This is a genomic window from Pseudomonas sp. Root569 (assembly GCF_001427465.1).
Classification (GTDB): Bacteria; Pseudomonadota; Gammaproteobacteria; order Pseudomonadales; family Pseudomonadaceae; genus Aquipseudomonas; species Aquipseudomonas synxantha.
Map to the genome: position 1 here is coordinate 305,637 of NZ_LMGQ01000001.1, position 17,499 is coordinate 323,135.

The window sequence follows — 17,499 nt, forward strand, 5'->3', positions numbered from 1 at the left end:
GTTCAGCCTCTTGGCTCAATGCTGTCGGCCAGGATCGCCAGCACCAACTGCTGGAAGTCCAGACCGGCGGCACGGGCGGCCATGGGAACCAGGCTGTGGTCGGTCATGCCCGGTGCGGTGTTGACTTCAAGGAACCAGAAATTCCCTTGGTCATCCTGCATCACGTCTGCCCGTGCCCAACCGGCGATACCCAGCGCCTCACAGGCTTTTGCCGTGAGGTCCATCAATTGCTGTTCCTTGGTTGCATCGAGGCCGCACGGGATCCGGTACTGGGTATCGGAGGCCACGTACTTGGCGTCGTAGTCATAAAAGGTGTGGGGCGTGCCCAAAGCGATGGGCGGCAATACCTGGCCACGCAGGGTGGCGATGGTGTACTCGGGACCGGAAATCCACTGTTCCACCAACACTTGCGAATCGTAGGTACTTGCCGCTTTCCATGCGTCGATCAATTCGGCGGCCGAGTTCACTTTAGCCATGCCGATACTGGAGCCTTCATGGGCTGGTTTGACGATCAAAGGCAGGCCCAGTTCCTTGGCCGCAGAAATACAATCGTCTTCGCTGCACAGCACGGCGTGACGTGGTGTTGGAATACCCAGGCTGTGCCACACCTGCTTGGTGCGCAATTTGTCCATCGCCAGCGCGGAAGCAAGGATACCGCTACCGGTGTAGGGGATGCCGGCGCATTCGAGCAGGCCTTGCATGCTGCCGTCTTCACCGCCACGACCATGGAGGATGATGAAGGCGCGGTCGATCTTCTCGGCTTGCAGACGAGCGAGGAAGTCATCGCCGACGTCGATGCCAAAGGCGTTCACACCGGCGCTTTGCAGCGCCTGGAGCACGGCATTGCCGGACTTGAGCGACACTTCGCGCTCAGCGCTCTTGCCGCCGAACAGCACGGCGACGCGACCGAAATCGGCAGGCGCGACAGTGGAAAACAGGGAGCCGTAGTCAGTGATCATTTCGACGCCCCCTTTGCCACGGCTGCAAACAGCGGGCTCGCCAGCAACTTGGGCGCAAGGCCACCGATATCACCGGCACCCTGGCACAGCAGGATGTCACCGGCGCGCAACAGCGGCTTGACGATAGGGGCCAGGTCGACGCCACGCTCGATGTAGATCGGGTCCAGTTGGCCGCGCTGGCGGATGCTGTTGCACAGCTTGCGGCTGTCAGCGCCCGGGATCGGTTCTTCACCGGCCGGGTAAACCTCCATCAGCAGCAGCACGTTGGCATCGGCCAGTACATTGACGAAATCGTCGTACAGGTCGCGGGTACGGCTGTAGCGATGCGGCTGGTAAACCATCACCAGACGGCGCTCCGGCCAGCCGCCGCGCACGGCCTTGATCACAGCGGCAACTTCGGTCGGGTGGTGACCGTAGTCGTCCACCAGCATCACGTCACCGCCCTCAACCGGCAACTGACCGTAGACCTGGAAGCGACGACCGACACCAGCAAAGCGCGACAGCCCCTCGACGATGGCTTCATCGCTGACGCCCTCATCGGTGGCGATGCAGATGGTCGCCAGGGAGTTCAGCACGTTGTGGTTGCCCGGCATGTTCACCGAGACATCCAGCGGTTCGCGGTCGGGACGCAGCACGGTGAAGAAGGTTTGCATGCCTTCCTGGCGTACATTGATTGCGCGCACATCGGCGTCTTCGCTGAAGCCGTAGGTCACGGTCGGACGCTTGACCTGCGGCAGGATTTCACGCACCACCGGGTCGTCCAGGCACACCACCGCCAGACCGTAGAACGGCAGGTTGTGCAGGAAATCGACGAAGGTTTTCTTCAGTTTGTTGAAGTCACCGTCGTAGGTCGCCATGTGGTCTTCGTCGATGTTGGTGACGACGGCGACCAGCGGTTGCAGGTGCAGGAAGCTCGCATCGCTCTCATCGGCTTCGGCGATCAGATAGCGGCTGGTGCCGAGCTGGGCATTGGTGCCGGCTGCATTCAGGCGGCCACCGATGACGAAGGTCGGGTCCAGGCCACCGGCGGCGAACACCGAGGCGATCAGGCTGGTGGTCGTGGTCTTGCCATGGGTACCGGCAACGGCGATGCCATGGCGGTAGCGCATCAGCTCGGCGAGCATCTCGGCACGCGGCACCACTGGAATACGGCGCTCAAGGGCAGTGGCCACTTCCGGGTTGGAGGTGTTCACGGCGCTGGACACCACCAGTACATCGGCCTCGGCGGCGTTCTCGGCACGGTGACCGATAAAAATCTGCGCGCCAAAGGACTTCAGGCGATCAGTGACCGGCGACTCCTTCAAGTCCGAGCCGGACACCTGGTAGCCCAGGTTCAGCAACACTTCGGCAATTCCGCACATGCCCACGCCGCCGATACCGACGAAGTGGATACGCCGGATGCGGCGCATCTCGGGTTGCGGCATGGCTTTCTGATTCTCAACCATGGGCCACCTCCAGGCAGATATCCACCACAGTGCGGGTTGCGTCAGGTTTGGCCAGGCGGCTTGCGGTGCTCGCCATGCTGTTGAGTCGTTCCGGTTGCATCAAAACCTCGGTCAGGCGTGCGGCCAAATCGGCGGCGCCGGTCGTTCTTTGCGGCAGCAGGAAGGCAGCGCCCTCCCCGGCCAAATATTCGGCGTTGCGGGTCTGGTGATCGTCGATGGCGTGGGGCAAAGGCACCAGCAAGGACGGCAGACCGGCGGCGGCCAGTTCACTGACGGTCAGCGCGCCAGCGCGGCAGACCACCAGGTCGGCCCAGCCATAGGCTTGGGCCATGTCTTTGATGAAGGGCTGCACATTCGCCTCCACACCCGCCTCGCGATAACGCGTTGCGGTGACTTCATCGTGATGCTTGCCAGCCTGGTGGAAGATCTCCGGGCGCAATTGCACAGGCAGCTGCGCCACCGCTTCGGGCAGCAGTTTGTTCAGCGGTTCGGCGCCCAGGCTTCCGCCCAGGATCAACAGGTGCGCCTTGCGCCCGGCCAGCGCATCACGCGCAATGGCCATGAACAGCTCAGTACGCACCGGGTTGCCGGTGGTACGCAGCTTGTCTGAGGCGGCGAACGTTTTCGGGAAGGCTTCACACACCCGCGAGGCCAATGGCACCAGCAGGCGGTTGGCGGTACCGGCGACGGCGTTCTGTTCGTGCACGATCACTGGTACGCCGGCGAGCTTCGCCGCGACGCCGCCCGGGCCGGTCACGTAGCCACCAAAGCCAAGCACACACACAGGCTTCAATTCACGAATGATCCTGCGTGCCTGCATGACCGCCTTGAGCAACACAAACGGAGCCTTGAGCAGGGACAACTTGCCCTTGCCACGCAGGCCGGTGACGTTGATCAAATGCAGGGGCAAACCGGCATTAGGCACCAACTCGTTTTCAATGCCACGGGGCGTACCTAACCAGTGCACGGCATAGCCGCGGTTCTGGAATTCACGGGCGCAAGCAAGGGCCGGGAACACATGCCCCCCGGTGCCGCCGGCCATGATCAGCACGTTAGCGCCCATGGGTCGGCTCCTCGGCGAAGTCGCTTTCGCTGAACTCCATCTCTTCACTGCCCAGGTGGGTCCGACTCTCCCACTCGATACGCAGCAACAAGCCAAGACAGGCGCAGCAGATTACCAACGAACTGCCGCCGTAACTGAGGAACGGCAAGGTCAGGCCCTTGGTCGGCAGCAGGCCGACGTTCACGCCGATGTTGATCAGGAACTGGCCGATCCACAGGAACGACAAGCCGTATGCCACATAGGCGGCGAAATACTGTTTGGCCCGCTCGGCCCACAAGCCGATGTACATGCCGCGCACACACACAAACACGAACAGCGCCACGGTGCACAGCGAACCGACCACGCCAAGCTCTTCGGCCAATACCGAGAACACAAAGTCGGTGTGCGCTTCCGGCAGGTAGAACTGCTTCTGCACACTGTTGCCCAGGCCCACGCCCAGCCACTCGCCGCGACCAAAGGCGATCAGTGCCTGGGTCAGCTGATAGCCGGAACCGAACTGGTCGGACCAGGGGTCGGTAAAGGTGATCAAGCGCGCCATCCGGTAGGGTTGCGCCTGTACCAGAATCGTCACTGCTGCCACCGCCAGCACCACCATCAAGGTGAAGCGGAACAGGCCGACGCCGCCGAGGAACAGCATCGCCGCCGCCGCCCCCATCATCACCACGGTGGCGCCGAAGTCCGGTTCCATCAGCAACAGGCCGGCCATGGGCAGCAGCACGATGAACGGCTTGAAAAAGCCCATCCAGCTTTCGCGCACTTCTTTCTGGCGTCGCACCAGGTAGCCGGCGAGGTAGATCACCACGAACACCTTGGCGATTTCCGAAGGCTGCACGTTGAACGCGCCGAAGCCGATCCAGCGCATCGAGCCATTCACCTCGCGACCGATGCCGGGCAGGATCACCATGACCAGCAAGCCGAACGCGCCGATCAGCATCAGCCAACCCAGGCGCTGCCAAGTGGCGATGGGGATCATCATGGTGACGATGCACGCGCCGAGGCCGATCACCAGGTACACCAGGTGACGGATCATCATGTACAGGGTGTTGCCCGATTGCACGGCAGCCACTTCGGAGGATGCCGAAGTGATCATCACCAGGCCCAGGCCCAGCAGCGCCAGGCAACCGGCGAGCATCGGGAAATCAAGGTCGACACCGCGCCCGGTGATGATCGGCGACGGGTACGGCTTGATGATGTTGCGCAAGTTGATGTTCATGCCAAGGCCTCCACGGCGCGAGCGAACAGCTGGCCGCGCTCTTCGTAGTTCTTGAACATGTCGAAACTGGCACATGCGGGCGACAGCAACACCGCGTCACCCGGCTGGGCCAACGCCTGGCACTGGGCAATGGCGTCGTCCAGGGAGGTGGCGCGTACTTGCGGCACCCCATCGCCGAGGGCGGCGGCGATCAAATCCGAATCACGGCCCATGAGCACCACGGCACGGCAATGTGCAGCCACCGGGCCTTTAAGATCCTTGAAGTCGGCGCCCTTACCATCGCCACCTGCGATCAACACCAGCTTGCCGTCAATATCTGCCCCCAGGCCCTCGATGGCCGCCAGGGCGGCACCGACGTTGGTGGCTTTGGAATCGTTGTAATAGCTGACGCCATTCAGGTCGCGTACCCACTGGCAGCGATGCTCGAGCCCGGCAAACGTGCGCAGGCTGGCGAGCATGGCGTCGAACGGCAAGCCGACGGCATGCCCGAGCGCCAAGGCCGCCAGGGCATTGGACTGGTTATGGGCACCACGGATTTTCAGCTCGCGCACCGGCATGAGGTTCTGGAATTCGAAGGCCAGGTATTTCTCGCCGTTCTCTTCGCGAATGCCGAAGCCTTTGAAATCGGGTTTGCCCAGGCCGAAAGTCCAGCAAGGCATGCCCTCGCCCATCAGCGGACGGCTCAGGGCATCCTGGCGATTGACTACAAATTGCTTGGCACCACGGAAGATCCGGTGCTTGGCCAGGTGATAAGCCGGCAGGCCACTGTAGCGGTCCATGTGGTCTTCGCTGACGTTCAGCACGGTAGCCACTTCGGCGCCGAGGTCGTGGGTGGTTTCCAGCTGGAAGCTCGACAGTTCCATCACGTAAAGCTCGACGTCATCGCTGAGCAGGTCCAACGCCGGCACGCCGAGATTGCCGCCCACGGCCACGCGCTTGCCGGCCGCAGCCGCCATCTCGCCAACCAGGGTAGTCACGGTGCTTTTCGCGTTGGAACCGCTGATGGCCACGATCGGCGCCTTCGCGTTACGCGCAAACAGGTCGATATCGCCGGACAGCTTCACGCCACGCGCCGCAGCCGCTTGCAGGGCCGGTGTCGCCAGGGCCAGGCCTGGGCTCACGTAGAGTTCGTCGGCACGGCACAGAAACTCGACATCCAGCTCGCCACAACGCACTTCCACGTGCGGGTAGTCACGGCGCAGCGTGACCAGCTCCGGTGGATTTTCCCGCGTGTCGGCCACGGCAAACGACGTGCCCCGGTTCGCCAGGAAGCGAACCAGGGACATGCCGCTCTTGCCGAGACCGACAACGATGCGGAAGTGGTCTGAAGCGATCAGGGACACTCGTTTCTACCTCAGTTTCAGGGTGGCAAGGCCGACCAGTACCAGAATCACGGTGATGATCCAGAAGCGGACAATCACGCGTGGCTCGGGCCAGCCCTTGAGTTCAAAGTGGTGGTGGATCGGCGCCATGCGGAACACGCGACGCCCGGTCAACTTGAAGGAAGCCACCTGGATGACCACCGACAGGGTTTCCATCACGAACACGCCGCCCATGATGAACAGCACGATTTCCTGGCGGACGATCACCGCGATGGTGCCCAGGGCTGCGCCCAGCGCCAGTGCGCCGACATCGCCCATGAAGACTTGTGCGGGGTAGGTGTTGAACCACAGGAACCCCAGGCCAGCACCAATCAGCGCGCCGCAGAACACGATCAACTCACCCGCGCCCGGTACATAAGGAATCAGCAGGTATTCAGCGAATTTCACGTTGCCCGACAGGTAGCAGAAGATGCCGAGGGCGCCGCCCACCATCACCGTCGGCATGATCGCCAGGCCGTCGAGGCCGTCAGTCAGGTTGACCGCATTGCTGGAGCCGACGATCACGAAGTAGGTCAGCACCACGAAACCAATGCCCAGGGGAATGCTGGCGTCCTTGAGCATCGGGATGATCAGGGTGGTCTCAACTGCGCTTGGGGCCGTTGTGTAGAGGAAGATCGCCGCGGCCAGACCAAACACCGACTGCCAGAAATACTTCCAGCGGCTTGGCAGCCCCTTGGAGTTTTTCTCGATCACCTTGCGGTAGTCATCGACCCAGCCGATGGCGCCGAACAATAGGGTCACCAGCAGCACCACCCACACGTAGCGGTTGTGCAAGTCAGCCCAGAGCAAGGTGCTGATGCCGATGGACGACAGGATCAACGCACCGCCCATGGTCGGGGTGCCGGACTTGGACAGGTGCGACTGCGGGCCGTCATTGCGAACCGATTGACCAATTTGCAGGTTCTGCAGGGTGCGGATCATCCACGGCCCCAGGAACAGCGACAAACACAACGCGGTCAGCACACCCAGGATCCCGCGCAGGGTCAGGTACTGAAAGACCGCGAAGCCTTTGTGGAACTGTTGCAGATACTCAGCCAGCAGCAGCAGCATTAATGTTTCTCCGTACTTGAGCCACACAAGGCTGCGACGACGTTTTCCATCACCGCGCTGCGCGATCCCTTGATCAAAATGGTTGTGTTTTTATCGTGTTCACCAGCGGCCAGCGCTTGGATCAATTCAGCCTGCGTCGCGAAATGCCGCGCACCGGGGCCGAAGGCACTAACGGCGTGCGCCATGTTCGGGCCGACCGCGTAGAGCGCGTCGACCTTGGCGGCGGCGTAGGTGCCAACTTCGCGATGGGACTGCTCGGCCCAGTCGCCCAGCTCGGCGATATCGCCCAGCACCAGTACCTTGCGACCATCGAAGCTCTTGAGCAGGTCTATGGCGGCGCAGACCGAGGACTGGTTGGCGTTGTAGGTGTCATCGATGACGCGCATGCCGTTGCTGGCCAATTGCGCTACGGTGCGGCCCTTGACCGGCTGCACCGCGCCCAGGCCGGTGGCAATACCGAACAGCGACACGCCCATCGCGTGGGCGGCGGCGGCGGCGGCCAGGGCGTTGGCGACGTTATGGTTGCCCAGCAGGTTCAACTGCACGTGCTCGTCACCTTGCGGGGTGTGCAAGGTAAAGGACGGGCAACCACGAGCGTCAACATGGATGTCGGAAGCATGGAAATCGGCGGCCGCATTCAGCACCGCAAACGTCAGCACCTTGCGACCGGCGGCGCGTACACGCCAGGTCTCGAAAGCCTTGTCGTCCAGGTTCAGTACGGCAGTGCCCGCGGCGTCGAGGCCTTCAAGGATTTCGCCCTTGGCTTCAACAATTTTTTCCGGGCCGCCGAATTCGCCGACATGGGCGGTACCGGCGTTGTTGATAATTGCAACGTGGGGCTTGGTCAGCGCCACGGTGTAGGCGATTTCGCCGATACGCGAAGCGCCCAGCTCGATCACTGCCGCCGTGTGTTCCGGGGCCAGTTCAAGCAGGGTCAGCGGTGCGCCGAAGTCATTGTTCAGGTTGCCACGGGTGGCGAGTACCGGCCCGCGCGTGCGCAGGACACCGGCGAGCAATTCCTTGACCGTGGTCTTGCCGCTGGAGCCGGTAATGGCCGCTACCGGCTTATCGAAGGCGGCACGGTTGAGCGCACCCAATTGGCCCAAGGCCAAGCGGGTATCGGCAACCAGCAGTTGTGGCAAAGTGGAGTCTGCCACTTCGCGCTGCACCAGGGCGCCGACGGCACCCTTGGCGGCGACTTCGTTGAGATAGTCGTGGCCGTCAAAACGCGGGCCTGCCAGCGCGACAAACAATTGCCCCGGCTGGATATTGCGGCTGTCGATACTGACGCCAGTGAACGTGCAGTCGCTCGAAAGTACACGGGCCGACAGCGCGTGCGCCAGTTCGCTGAACTTCATCGCTTTAAGCATGGGCGGCCTCCCAGGCGGTCAGGGCGCGATCGGCCTCGACCAGATCGGAGAAGGCATGGCGTTCGCCGTTGATTTCCTGATAGTCCTCGTGGCCTTTGCCCGCAAGGACAACCACGTCGTCAACACCAGCGCTGGCAATCAACCGGGCAATGGCGGCGCCGCGGCCGGCAACAAAAGTGGCCTTGGCGACATCTTTGAAGCCGACACGGATGTCGTCGAAAATCTGGCTCGGGTCTTCGCTGCGCGGGTTATCGTCGGTGACGACTACGCCATCGGCCAGACGCTCGACGATCTCGGCCATCAATGGACGCTTGCCGCGGTCACGATCACCGCCGCACCCGAACAGGCAGAGCAATTTGCCCTTGGCGTGCGGGCGCAAGGCTTCGAGGACTTTTTCCAAGGCGTCCGGGGTGTGGGCGTAATCGACCACCACCAATGGCTGCGTGCCGCCACCCAGGCGCTGCATGCGGCCAGCCGGGCCTTCCAGCTTCGGCAGCACGCGCAGGATTTCATCCAGGGCGTAATCCAGGCCCAGCAACGCGCCGATGGCGGCGAGCAGGTTGCTCAGGTTGAAACGCCCGAGCAGGGTGCTGCGCAAATGGTGCTCGCCCTGGGGCGTGACCAAGGTGGCGCGCACGCCTTCGTCATTGAATTGGGCTTCACGGCAAAACAGATATGCGCCGGAGTCCTGCAGGCTATAGCTGATCAGGCGCGCTTCGCTGTCTTCGCCAGCCAGTTGACGGCCGAATGCGTCGTCGAGGTTGACCACCCGGCATTTCAAGTCATTCCAGGCAAACAGCTTGGCCTTGGCAGCGGCGTACGCCTCCATGGTGCCGTGGTAATCGAGGTGGTCGCGGGACAGGTTGGTCATCACCGCAACGTCAAAGGCCAGGGCGGTAACTCGACCCTGGTCCAGGCCGTGTGAAGAAACTTCCATGGCAACGGCCTTGGCACCGGCCTTTTTCAGGTCGGCCAGGGTCGCTTGCACGGCAATCGGATTCGGGGTGGTGTGCAGGCCGCTTTGCAGCGTGCCATAAAAGCCCGTGCCCAGGGTGCCGACAATGCCGCAGTGTTGGCCCAACAGGTCAAGGGCCTGGGCGACCAATTGGGTCACGCTGGTCTTGCCATTGGTGCCGGTCACACCCACCAGGTTGAGGTGGCGGCTCGGGTCACCGTAGAAACGCCCGGCAATATCGGAAAGCTGCGCAGCCAGGCCCTTGACCGGAATCAACGGCACATCGGTGATCGGCAGCACGGTGGCGCCTTCCACTTCATAGGCCACGGCGGCCGCACCGCGTTGCAGGGCGTCGGCGATATGCGCACGGCCGTCGAACTTGCCGCCGGGCACCGCCAGGAACAGGTCACCGGCGCGTACATTACGGCTGTCCAGGCTCAACTCGCGAATCAGCAGATCGCGGCCGGCATGGGCAAAAATCTTGTTCAGGCTCAGAGACATCAGCCGCGCCCTCCATTGGCTTTTACAGCGGCGGCCGGTGGGCCGGCGTTGGCTTGTTGGGTCGGCGGCAAGTTATCCGGCGTGATGTTCATCAGGCGCAGGGTGCCGGACATCACTTTGCTGAACACCGGCGCCGAGACCAGGCCACCGAAGTAGCCGGCTTTACTTGGCTCGTCGATCACGACGACGATGGCGTAGCGCGGATCGCTCATCGGACCGAAGCCGGCGAACAGCGAACGATAGGAGTTTTCGGCATAGCCCTTGGTACCCACCGAGGTCTTACGTGCAGTACCGGACTTGCCTGCCACGTGATACGCCGGGACCTGGGCACGGAATACGCCACGCGGTGCTTCGATCACTTGTTGCAGCATGCCCTGGATGGTCTTGGCGACGTTCTCCGGCATGACTTGGGTGGCTTGCGGCGGTTCGTCGACATGGATCAGGCTCAGCGGGACCATGCGGCCGTTATTGGCCAATACCGAGAACGCATGGGCCAATTGGATCGCGGTCACCGACAAGCCGTAGCCGTAGGAAAGCGTGGCCGTCTCAGCCTTTCTCCATTCGCGATAGTTCGGCAGGTTGCCGACGCGCTCACCCGGGAAGTTGAGACCGGTAGGTTGCCCCAGGCCGATTTTTTGCGCCAGGCGATAGATGGCCTCGCCGCCGATATCAAAGGCGACCTTGCTCATGCCGACGTTACTGGAGTTGATCAGGATACCGGTCAAATCCAGGATCGGGCCTTCGCTGCGGGACACGTCACGAATGGTGTACTTGCCTAATTGCAGCGTGCCTGGATACACCTCTACCTTGTCACTGGGTTTCCAGCGCCCGGTTTCCAGGGCGGCGCTCATGGAGATGGCTTTCATGGTCGAACCCGGTTCGAACACGTCGATCATTGCGCGGTTACGCATCATCGCCGGCTGCAGGTTGCGACGGTTGTTCGGGTTGTAGGTCGGCTGGTTGACCATGGCAAGGATCTCGCCGGTCTTCACATCCATGATCACCAGGCTGCCGGCCTTGGCGCCGTTCTCCATGATCGCGTTACGCAGTTCACGGTTGGCCAGGTATTGCAGACGCAGGTCAATCGACAACGCCAAGGGCTTGCCGGCCTTGGCGTTCTTGGTGACCTGGACATCCTTGATCAATCTGCCGCGCCGATCCTTGATGACCTGGCGCTTGCCGGGCACACCGGCCAGCCATTCGTCATAGGCCAGCTCTACGCCTTCGCGGCCATGGTCATCAATATCGGTAAAACCGACCATATGCGCCGTGGTTTCACCCGCGGGGTAGAAACGACGAAACTCCTCGATGCCATAGACACCTGGGACTTTAAGGTCGAGCACTTGCTGGCCTTGTTCGGGGGTGAGGCCACGAACCAGGTAGATGAATTCCTTATTGGCCTGGGCTTCCAGGCGTTCGGTCAGGGCTTTGCGGTCCTGGCCCAGGGCAGCGGCAAGTTCGGGCCACTTGTCCTTGGCGACCTGCAACTCCTTGGCATTGGCCCACAGGGTGGTCACCGGGGTACTGACGGCCAGGGGCTCGCCGTTACGGTCGGTGATCAGGCCGCGGTGCGCGGGAATCGGAATATGTCGCAGGCTTCGGGCATCACCCTGGCCGATCAGGAAGTCACGATCGACCACCTGCAGGTCGAAGATGCGCCAGACGATCGCGCCCACCATCAATGCCAGCAAGCCAAGCATCAGGCGGAAACGCCATGGGTAGAGTGCGCCTTCGAGTTTCATCATGGCGCCACCATGCGGACTTCGGCCGCGCCAGGGATGTGCATCTTCAACTGTTCGGTGGCCAGCACTTCGATACGACTGTGGGCCGTCCAGGTGCTTTGCTCGAGGATCAAGCGGCCCCACTCGGCCTGCGCCTTGTCACGCACGCTCAATTCCCCATACAGGGTGTTGAGCAACTGGCGGTTCCAATGGGCGCTGTAGGACACCGCAATCGCGGACACCAGCACGCCGACAAACAGCAGCAACATAAAGAAGCTGCCGCCCGGGAGGGGCTTGGCGAAAAGCTTGCTCACCGCAGCTTCTCCGCGACGCGCATGACGGCGCTACGGGAACGTGGGTTGGCCTTGAGCTCGGCTTCGGAAGCGAACTGCGCTTTGCCATGGATTTTGATTTTCGGCACAAAGGCTTCGAAACGTACCGGCAGGTTGCGCGGCAGGTTGTCGGACTCGCCCTTGACCAGACGGCGCATGAACAGTTTGACGATGCGGTCTTCCAGGGAGTGGAAGCTGATCACCACCAGACGACCGCCCACTTCCAAGGCGTCAAGCGCAGCTTCAAGGCCGGTTTCCAGGTCGCCCAATTCGTTGTTGACGTGAATGCGCAGGCCCTGGAACGCACGAGTCGCCGGGTTCTTGCCTTTTTCCCACGCAGGGTTGGCGACCTTCAGCACTTCGGCCAGGTCGGCGGTACGCTCGAACGGCTGGATTTCACGGCGCTCGACCACGGCGCGCGCCATGCGGCCGGCAAAGCGCTCTTCACCGTATTCCTTGAATACGCGGGCGATTTCTTCTACCGGAGCCGTGGCGATGAACTGCGCAGCGCTGACGCCTCGCGTAGGGTCCATGCGCATGTCGAGGGGGCCGTCGTTCATGAAGCTGAAGCCGCGCTCCGGGTCGTCGAGCTGGGGCGAAGACACGCCCAGGTCGAGCAAAACCCCGGCCACCTTGCCCGCCATGCCGCGCTCGGCGACTTCGGCACCCAACTCGGCAAAGCTGCGTTGCACAACGACAAAGCGGCCGTCTTCGGCCGCTAGCGCTTGCCCGGTGGCAATCGCTTGAGGGTCTTTGTCGAACCCGAGGAGCCTACCGTCGGGTCCGAGCTGGCTGAGTATCAACCGGCTGTGCCCGCCCCTGCCAAAGGTGCCGTCCAAATAGCAGCCATCCGCGCGTACGGCGAGAGCCTCAACGGCTTCGTCAAGCAGTACGGTGATGTGGTTAAAGCCGCTATCAATAGTCACAGGATCAAATCACGCAGTTCATCAGGCATGGCGCCCGGTTGTTGAATAGCAGCCAGGTCTGCTGCAGACACAGCATCCCAGGCATCTTCGTCCCACAATTGGAACTTGTTCAGTTGGCCCACCAGCATTGCGCGCTTGTCGAGCTTGGCGTACTCGCGCAGACGCGGTGGCACCAGGAAACGACCGCTGCCATCGAGTTCAAGGTCGACGGCATTACCGATCAGCAAACGCTGGAGGCGGCGGTTTTCTTCACGCAATGAAGGCAGCGCGCGCAACTTGGTTTCAATCAACTCCCACTCATCGAGGGGGTAAACACACAAACAAGGGTCAACGGCGTCAATCGTGATGATCAACTGGCCTGAACTTCGCGAAATGAGCTCGTCACGATACCGGCTCGGCATGGCGAGACGGCCTTTTGCATCGAGACTGATAGCGTTAGCTCCGCGAAACACAGATGCGTTTCTCCAAATTTTAGCGTTTTACGTTCAAAAAACCCACTTTGTGCCACTTTCCGCCACTTGCGCACACTATAGGAATGCGCCTACCACACCGTCAAGGCGCGTATTCAAGGAAAAGCCTTACAGAACGGAGATTTAGGAAGGTAAAAGGAGGAGAAACCAGAGTTTGACGATGTTTTTGACTCAACAACGGCAAATAGCTCAGAGAGCTACGACCTAAAGTTAAAGTAATTTATTAAGAGTAAGATTTTTTTGGTATTACGAAGATGCATCTGCCAATGATTTGGCAGGGAGGGATTCTTGCGTTACTACCGGGTTTGCGCACGAGATTCGAGCGCAAGGAAAAAAGGTGGAGAGTCGATCTGTAAGCCGGGTTCTGTCTTGAACAGTCATTCGTCTACGATGGCCATCACTGGACATCTTTAGCAACCTACCCGGTCCCAGCGCGGGCCACGCCTTGGGACCCTATTTGGTCTTGCTCCAAGTGGGGTTTACCTAGCCACGAACTGTTGCCAGTCGTGCGGTGCGCTCTTACCGCACCTTTTCACCCTTACCGGCACCGAAGTGCTTAGGCGGTTATTTTCTGTGGCACTTTCCGTAGGCTCACGCCTCCCAGGCATTACCTGGCACTTCGCCCTATGGAGCCCGGACTTTCCTCCCCCCCCTAATTTTCATAGAGGGCAGCGACTGTCCAATCGACTCTCCGCCGCGCAGGTTAACGGCACGGCGGCCTCAGGACAAGTATTAAAAGTACCGCGGTGCCATCACGTTCAGACGCAATACAGGTTCCCCCCCGGAACTATTCGGCTTTCTGCTTATCCAGCGCCACCTGGTACAACACATTTTTGCGCACCCCGGTAATTTCCGCCGCCAAGGCCGCGGCACGCTTGAGCGGCATTTCCTTGAGCAGCAAATCGAGGATGCGCATCGCCTCGCTCCCCACCGCATCTTCATTTTCCGGCGCAGCCCAACCCGCCACCAGCACCACGCACTCACCCCGCTGCTGATTGCTGTCGCCTTCGACAAATGCGCGAAGCTCTTCCAGCGGCAAGCCCTTGAGGGTTTCAAAGGTCTTGGTCAGCTCCCGGGCCAACAGCGCCAGGCGCTCACCTCCAAACACCAGCTCCATATCCTGCAGGCACTCCAGGATACGGTGCGGGGCTTCGTAGAAGATCAGGGTGCGCGGCTCTTCCTTCAACGCTTGCAGGCGTGCGCGACGCCCCACCGCCTTGGCCGGCAAGAAGCCCTCAAAGATAAAGCGGTCCGATGGCAGGCCAGCGGCAGATAATGCAGCGATCAGCGCGCAGGCTCCCGGAACAGGCACTACATTGATACCAGCGGCGCGAGCCTGGCGAACCAAGTGATAACCCGGATCGGAAATCAAGGGCGTACCCGCATCGGAGATCAACGCCACGTCATCGCCGGCCAGCAGGCGCGTGATGAAACGGCTGCCTTCTTCACGCTCGTTATGCTCGTGGCATGCCGCTAATGGCGTGCTGATTCCAAAATGCTGCATCAACCGCAGGGAGTGTCGCGTGTCTTCGGCCGCGATCAATTTAACCTCGCGCAACACTTTCAGCGCCCGCGCACTGATGTCGTCCAGGTTGCCAATGGGCGTCGCCACGACAAAAAGCGAGCCTGCAGTGGAATTCAATGGACCTGGAGCAGTCAAAACGCACACCTCGATGGTTGGCAAAAGCAACATTGTAGCGCGTAGACGCCTTGAAAATATGCCATCACGGTGGATGCCGATTCAGCCACCGTTAGTTAAACGCAACATTTGCACGACCTAAATCGACTGTTTCACGCCACTAACATCGCGCCTGGGCCAGTGCTTGGGTACACTTCCACGCTAATTTGATCGGTATCAGGAACACTTACATGATCGCTTGCCTGCGGCTGCTCTCCGCCCTCTGCCTCGCTGCCTTGCTGGCCGCTTGCGCCAGCTCGCCCTCGTCCAGCCTTGGCGACCTTCCACGGACCCCGGATGCCAGTATCGAGCAATTGCTCGAACAGGCAACGAACGCCAAGACGCCAGAAAAGGCCGCCATGTTGCGCCTGAGTGCGGCTGACCTGGCCTACCAGCAGAACAACCCTGCACGCTCGTCGCAGATTCTTGCGCAGGTGCCCCTGGATGTCCTGAAGCCGGCCGCTCAAGTGTTTGCCAGCACCCTGGCCGCCGAACTGGCAATGACGCGCAATCAGCCTAAGGCGGCATTGGCGGCGCTGAACCATCCCAGCCTGCAAAGCCTGAAGGAGCTGCCGACAGACCAGCAGATCCGCACCGGCACCGTGCATGCACGCGCCTATGAAGCCGATGGCCAGACCCTCGCCGCCGCTCGCGAGCGGGTAGCCATGGCACCGCTGCTCACCGGGGATGCCGCTGCAAGCAACCACGAAGCCATCTGGGTATTGATTGCTGCGTTGCCTGCCGAACAGCTGCAAGCCACCGGCAACCCGACACTGGACGGTTGGATTACCCTGGCCCAGGCGGTCAAGGGTGCCGGCACCCTGGAGCAACAACAAGCCGCCATCGATACCTGGCGCACACAGAACCCGGGCCACCCGGCCGCGGTTCAACTGCCTACGCCGCTGACCAAGCTCAAGGAACTGGCCAGCCAGCCATTGAACAAGATTGCCGTGCTGCTGCCGCAGGAAGGCCCGCTGGCTTCGGTTGGCAAGGCGCTGCGTGAAGGCTTCATGGCGGCTCACTACCAGGCCGAACAAGCCGGGCAGAAGGCGCCGATCATTGAGTTCTACGACAGCTCGCGCATGACCTCCCTCGACGACTTCTACGCCAAGGCCCAGGCCGCCGGCGTGCAATTGGTGGTTGGCCCGCTGGAAAAACCACTGGTCAAGCAGCTCAGTGCACGCCCGCAATTGCCGATCACTACCCTGGCACTGAACTACAGCGAGACCGATCAAGGCCCGGCACAACTGTTCCAGTTCGGCCTGGCCGCTGAAGACGAAGCCCGTGAAGTGTCGCGCCGTGCCCGCGCCGATGGCCTGCATCGCGCCGCCGCCATGGTGCCCCGTGGCGAATGGGGCGAGCGTGTCTACAAGGCCTTCCGCCAGGATTGGGAAGCCAATGGCGGCACCGTCATGGGTGTCGAATATGTCGATCAGCCCGTGGCACTGGCCCAACAGATCGCCGATCTGTTTCAGCTGCGCAAAAGTGAAGGCCGTGCCAAGAGCCTGCAAAGCACGGTCGGCACCGACGTTGCCGCCCAGCCTTCGCGTCGCCAGGACATCGAGTTCATCTTCCTGGCCGTCACCCCGCAACTGGCCCAGCAGATCAAGCCGACCCTGAACTTCCAGTACGCCGGTGATGTGCCGGTCTACGCGACATCCCACGTATTCAGTGCCAGCGGCGACCGCAACCAGTACCTGGACATGACCAACGTGATGTTCTGCGAAACCCCTTGGCTGCTTAATACCACCGACCCGCTGCGCAACCAGGTAGCCGCACAATGGCCACAGGCCAATGGCAGCCTCGGCCGCCTGTACGCCATGGGTGTCGATGCCTACCGCCTGGCGCCACGCCTGGGCCAGCTCAAGGCGCTGCCGGACACCCGTGTCGACGGCCTCTCGGGCAACCTGGGCATCAGCGCCAACCAGCGCGTTGATCGCCAGATGCCATGGGCGAAATTCGTCGGCGGCGACATCCAGCGCCTTCCAGATACCCCGCGCTGATGCCCGAGCGGTCCAGCGCACAAAGCGGCAAGGATGCCGAACTCCAGGCACTGAAATACCTGCAACAACAGGGTCTGCGCCTTTTGGCGCAGAACTGGTTGTGTAAACGCGGAGAGCTTGATCTGGTCATGCTTGACGGCGATACAGTAGTATTTGTCGAAGTCCGCTATAGAAAACACGCACAATGGGGTGGCGCGCTCGCCAGTATCGACGGGCGCAAGCGTCAGAAGCTGATACTCGCTGCGCAGTTCTTCCTGCAAAAAGAGCATCGCTGGGCTGACAGCCCCTGCCGTTTCGATGTGGTAGCCATGGAAAGCACACCGTCGGGTCCCGCTGATTTGAACTGGCTCAAGGATGCCTTCGACAGCTGACCCACCCGGCACCTTCAACCCACACTTTTGCTCTTTGCTTTGCGGGCTGCACATTACCTG

Annotated in this window: 15 protein-coding genes and 1 other RNA gene; 2 read left to right on the forward strand and 14 right to left on the reverse strand. The window is 61.5% G+C overall.

The genetic code is table 11. The annotated features are described in order from the left end of the window. Nucleotides 1-2 precede the first annotated feature (2 nt). From ASD70_RS01400 to rsmI, 14 genes are all read right to left on the reverse strand, one after another. Nucleotides 3-959, reverse strand: coding sequence for a D-alanine--D-alanine ligase (locus tag ASD70_RS01400; RefSeq protein ID WP_056845492.1), 957 nt, complete (start codon nt 957-959; stop codon nt 3-5). After that, on the reverse strand, nt 956-2,404 hold the full coding sequence (gene murC, locus ASD70_RS01405) for a UDP-N-acetylmuramate--L-alanine ligase (RefSeq protein WP_046070966.1): 1,449 nt from the start codon (nt 2,402-2,404) through the stop codon (nt 956-958). Before murC ends, ASD70_RS01400 begins: the two co-directional genes overlap by 4 nt. After that, nucleotides 2,397-3,467, reverse strand: a complete 1,071-nt coding sequence (gene murG / locus ASD70_RS01410) for an undecaprenyldiphospho-muramoylpentapeptide beta-N-acetylglucosaminyltransferase (protein WP_056845493.1) — start codon at nt 3,465-3,467, stop codon at nt 2,397-2,399. Before murG ends, murC begins: the two co-directional genes overlap by 8 nt. Beyond that, on the reverse strand, nt 3,457-4,680 hold the full coding sequence (gene ftsW / locus ASD70_RS01415) for a putative lipid II flippase FtsW (protein WP_046070964.1): 1,224 nt from the start codon (nt 4,678-4,680) through the stop codon (nt 3,457-3,459). Before ftsW ends, murG begins: the two co-directional genes overlap by 11 nt. Then, nucleotides 4,677-6,023: a UDP-N-acetylmuramoyl-L-alanine--D-glutamate ligase gene (gene murD / locus ASD70_RS01420; protein ID WP_056845494.1), complete on the reverse strand. Its 1,347-nt coding sequence runs from the start codon at nt 6,021-6,023 to the stop codon at nt 4,677-4,679. Before murD ends, ftsW begins: the two co-directional genes overlap by 4 nt. 6 nt (nt 6,024-6,029) lie before the next feature. Further along, on the reverse strand, nt 6,030-7,112 hold the full coding sequence (gene mraY / locus ASD70_RS01425; protein WP_004371987.1) for a phospho-N-acetylmuramoyl-pentapeptide-transferase: 1,083 nt from the start codon (nt 7,110-7,112) through the stop codon (nt 6,030-6,032). Continuing rightward, nucleotides 7,112-8,482, reverse strand: a complete 1,371-nt coding sequence (locus ASD70_RS01430) for a UDP-N-acetylmuramoyl-tripeptide--D-alanyl-D-alanine ligase (RefSeq protein ID WP_056845495.1) — start codon at nt 8,480-8,482, stop codon at nt 7,112-7,114. The genes mraY and ASD70_RS01430 overlap by 1 nt, the downstream gene beginning before the upstream one ends. Continuing rightward, nucleotides 8,475-9,938 (reverse strand): UDP-N-acetylmuramoyl-L-alanyl-D-glutamate--2,6-diaminopimelate ligase, encoded by a 1,464-nt coding sequence (locus tag ASD70_RS01435; RefSeq protein WP_056845496.1) that lies wholly within the window; start codon nt 9,936-9,938, stop codon nt 8,475-8,477. Before ASD70_RS01435 ends, ASD70_RS01430 begins: the two co-directional genes overlap by 8 nt. Further along, complete coding sequence (locus tag ASD70_RS01440; protein ID WP_164484468.1) at nt 9,938-11,680, reverse strand: peptidoglycan D,D-transpeptidase FtsI family protein; 1,743 nt, start codon at nt 11,678-11,680, stop codon at nt 9,938-9,940. Before ASD70_RS01440 ends, ASD70_RS01435 begins: the two co-directional genes overlap by 1 nt. Beyond that, nucleotides 11,680-11,973 carry a cell division protein FtsL gene (ftsL, locus tag ASD70_RS01445; protein ID WP_003188663.1) on the reverse strand — a complete coding sequence of 98 codons (294 nt, stop codon included), beginning with the start codon at nt 11,971-11,973 and terminating at the stop codon, nt 11,680-11,682. The genes ASD70_RS01440 and ftsL overlap by 1 nt, the downstream gene beginning before the upstream one ends. Further along, entirely contained in the window at nt 11,970-12,917 is a 948-nt protein-coding gene (rsmH, locus tag ASD70_RS01450; protein ID WP_046070959.1) for a 16S rRNA (cytosine(1402)-N(4))-methyltransferase RsmH, read from the reverse strand. The genes ftsL and rsmH overlap by 4 nt, the downstream gene beginning before the upstream one ends. Next, complete coding sequence (gene mraZ, locus ASD70_RS01455; RefSeq protein WP_003171868.1) at nt 12,914-13,369, reverse strand: division/cell wall cluster transcriptional repressor MraZ; 456 nt, start codon at nt 13,367-13,369, stop codon at nt 12,914-12,916. The genes rsmH and mraZ overlap by 4 nt, the downstream gene beginning before the upstream one ends. Before the next feature lie 355 nt (nt 13,370-13,724). Next, nucleotides 13,725-14,078: RNase P RNA component class A (rnpB, locus tag ASD70_RS02790), an RNA gene on the reverse strand. A 96-nt stretch (nt 14,079-14,174) separates the two neighbouring features. Next, a complete protein-coding gene (gene rsmI, locus ASD70_RS01460) occupies nt 14,175-15,080 on the reverse strand; it encodes a 16S rRNA (cytidine(1402)-2'-O)-methyltransferase (RefSeq protein WP_152973752.1) in 906 nt (301 codons plus the stop codon). Between the two features lie 176 nt (nt 15,081-15,256). On the opposite strand from rsmI, the gene ASD70_RS01465 reads away from it, so the two are divergent. Together ASD70_RS01465 and ASD70_RS01470 are read left to right on the forward strand one after the other, a co-directional pair. Next, nucleotides 15,257-17,068, forward strand: a complete 1,812-nt coding sequence (locus ASD70_RS01465) for a penicillin-binding protein activator (RefSeq protein WP_046070958.1) — start codon at nt 15,257-15,259, stop codon at nt 17,066-17,068. Continuing rightward, entirely contained in the window at nt 17,068-17,439 is a 372-nt protein-coding gene (locus ASD70_RS01470; RefSeq protein ID WP_046070957.1) for a YraN family protein, read from the forward strand. The genes ASD70_RS01465 and ASD70_RS01470 overlap by 1 nt, the downstream gene beginning before the upstream one ends. Nucleotides 17,440-17,499 lie beyond the last annotated feature (60 nt).

Coding starts and splice junctions, on each gene's coding strand:
- ASD70_RS01400 (WP_056845492.1), bottom strand. CDS start 959: ATGATCACTGACTACGGCTCCCTGTTTTCCACTGTCGCGCCTGCCGAT.
- murC (WP_046070966.1), bottom strand. CDS start 2,404: ATGGTTGAGAATCAGAAAGCCATGCCGCAACCCGAGATGCGCCGCATC.
- murG (WP_056845493.1), bottom strand. CDS start 3,467: ATGGGCGCTAACGTGCTGATCATGGCCGGCGGCACCGGGGGGCATGTG.
- ftsW (WP_046070964.1), bottom strand. CDS start 4,680: ATGAACATCAACTTGCGCAACATCATCAAGCCGTACCCGTCGCCGATC.
- mraY (WP_004371987.1), bottom strand. CDS start 7,112: ATGCTGCTGCTGCTGGCTGAGTATCTGCAACAGTTCCACAAAGGCTTC.
- ASD70_RS01430 (WP_056845495.1), bottom strand. CDS start 8,482: ATGCTTAAAGCGATGAAGTTCAGCGAACTGGCGCACGCGCTGTCGGCC.
- ASD70_RS01435 (WP_056845496.1), bottom strand. CDS start 9,938: ATGTCTCTGAGCCTGAACAAGATTTTTGCCCATGCCGGCCGCGATCTG.
- ASD70_RS01440 (WP_164484468.1), bottom strand. CDS start 11,680: ATGAAACTCGAAGGCGCACTCTACCCATGGCGTTTCCGCCTGATGCTT.
- rsmI (WP_152973752.1), bottom strand. CDS start 15,080: ATGTTGCTTTTGCCAACCATCGAGGTGTGCGTTTTGACTGCTCCAGGT.
- ASD70_RS01465 (WP_046070958.1), top strand. CDS start 15,257: ATGATCGCTTGCCTGCGGCTGCTCTCCGCCCTCTGCCTCGCTGCCTTG.
- ASD70_RS01470 (WP_046070957.1), top strand. CDS start 17,068: ATGCCCGAGCGGTCCAGCGCACAAAGCGGCAAGGATGCCGAACTCCAG.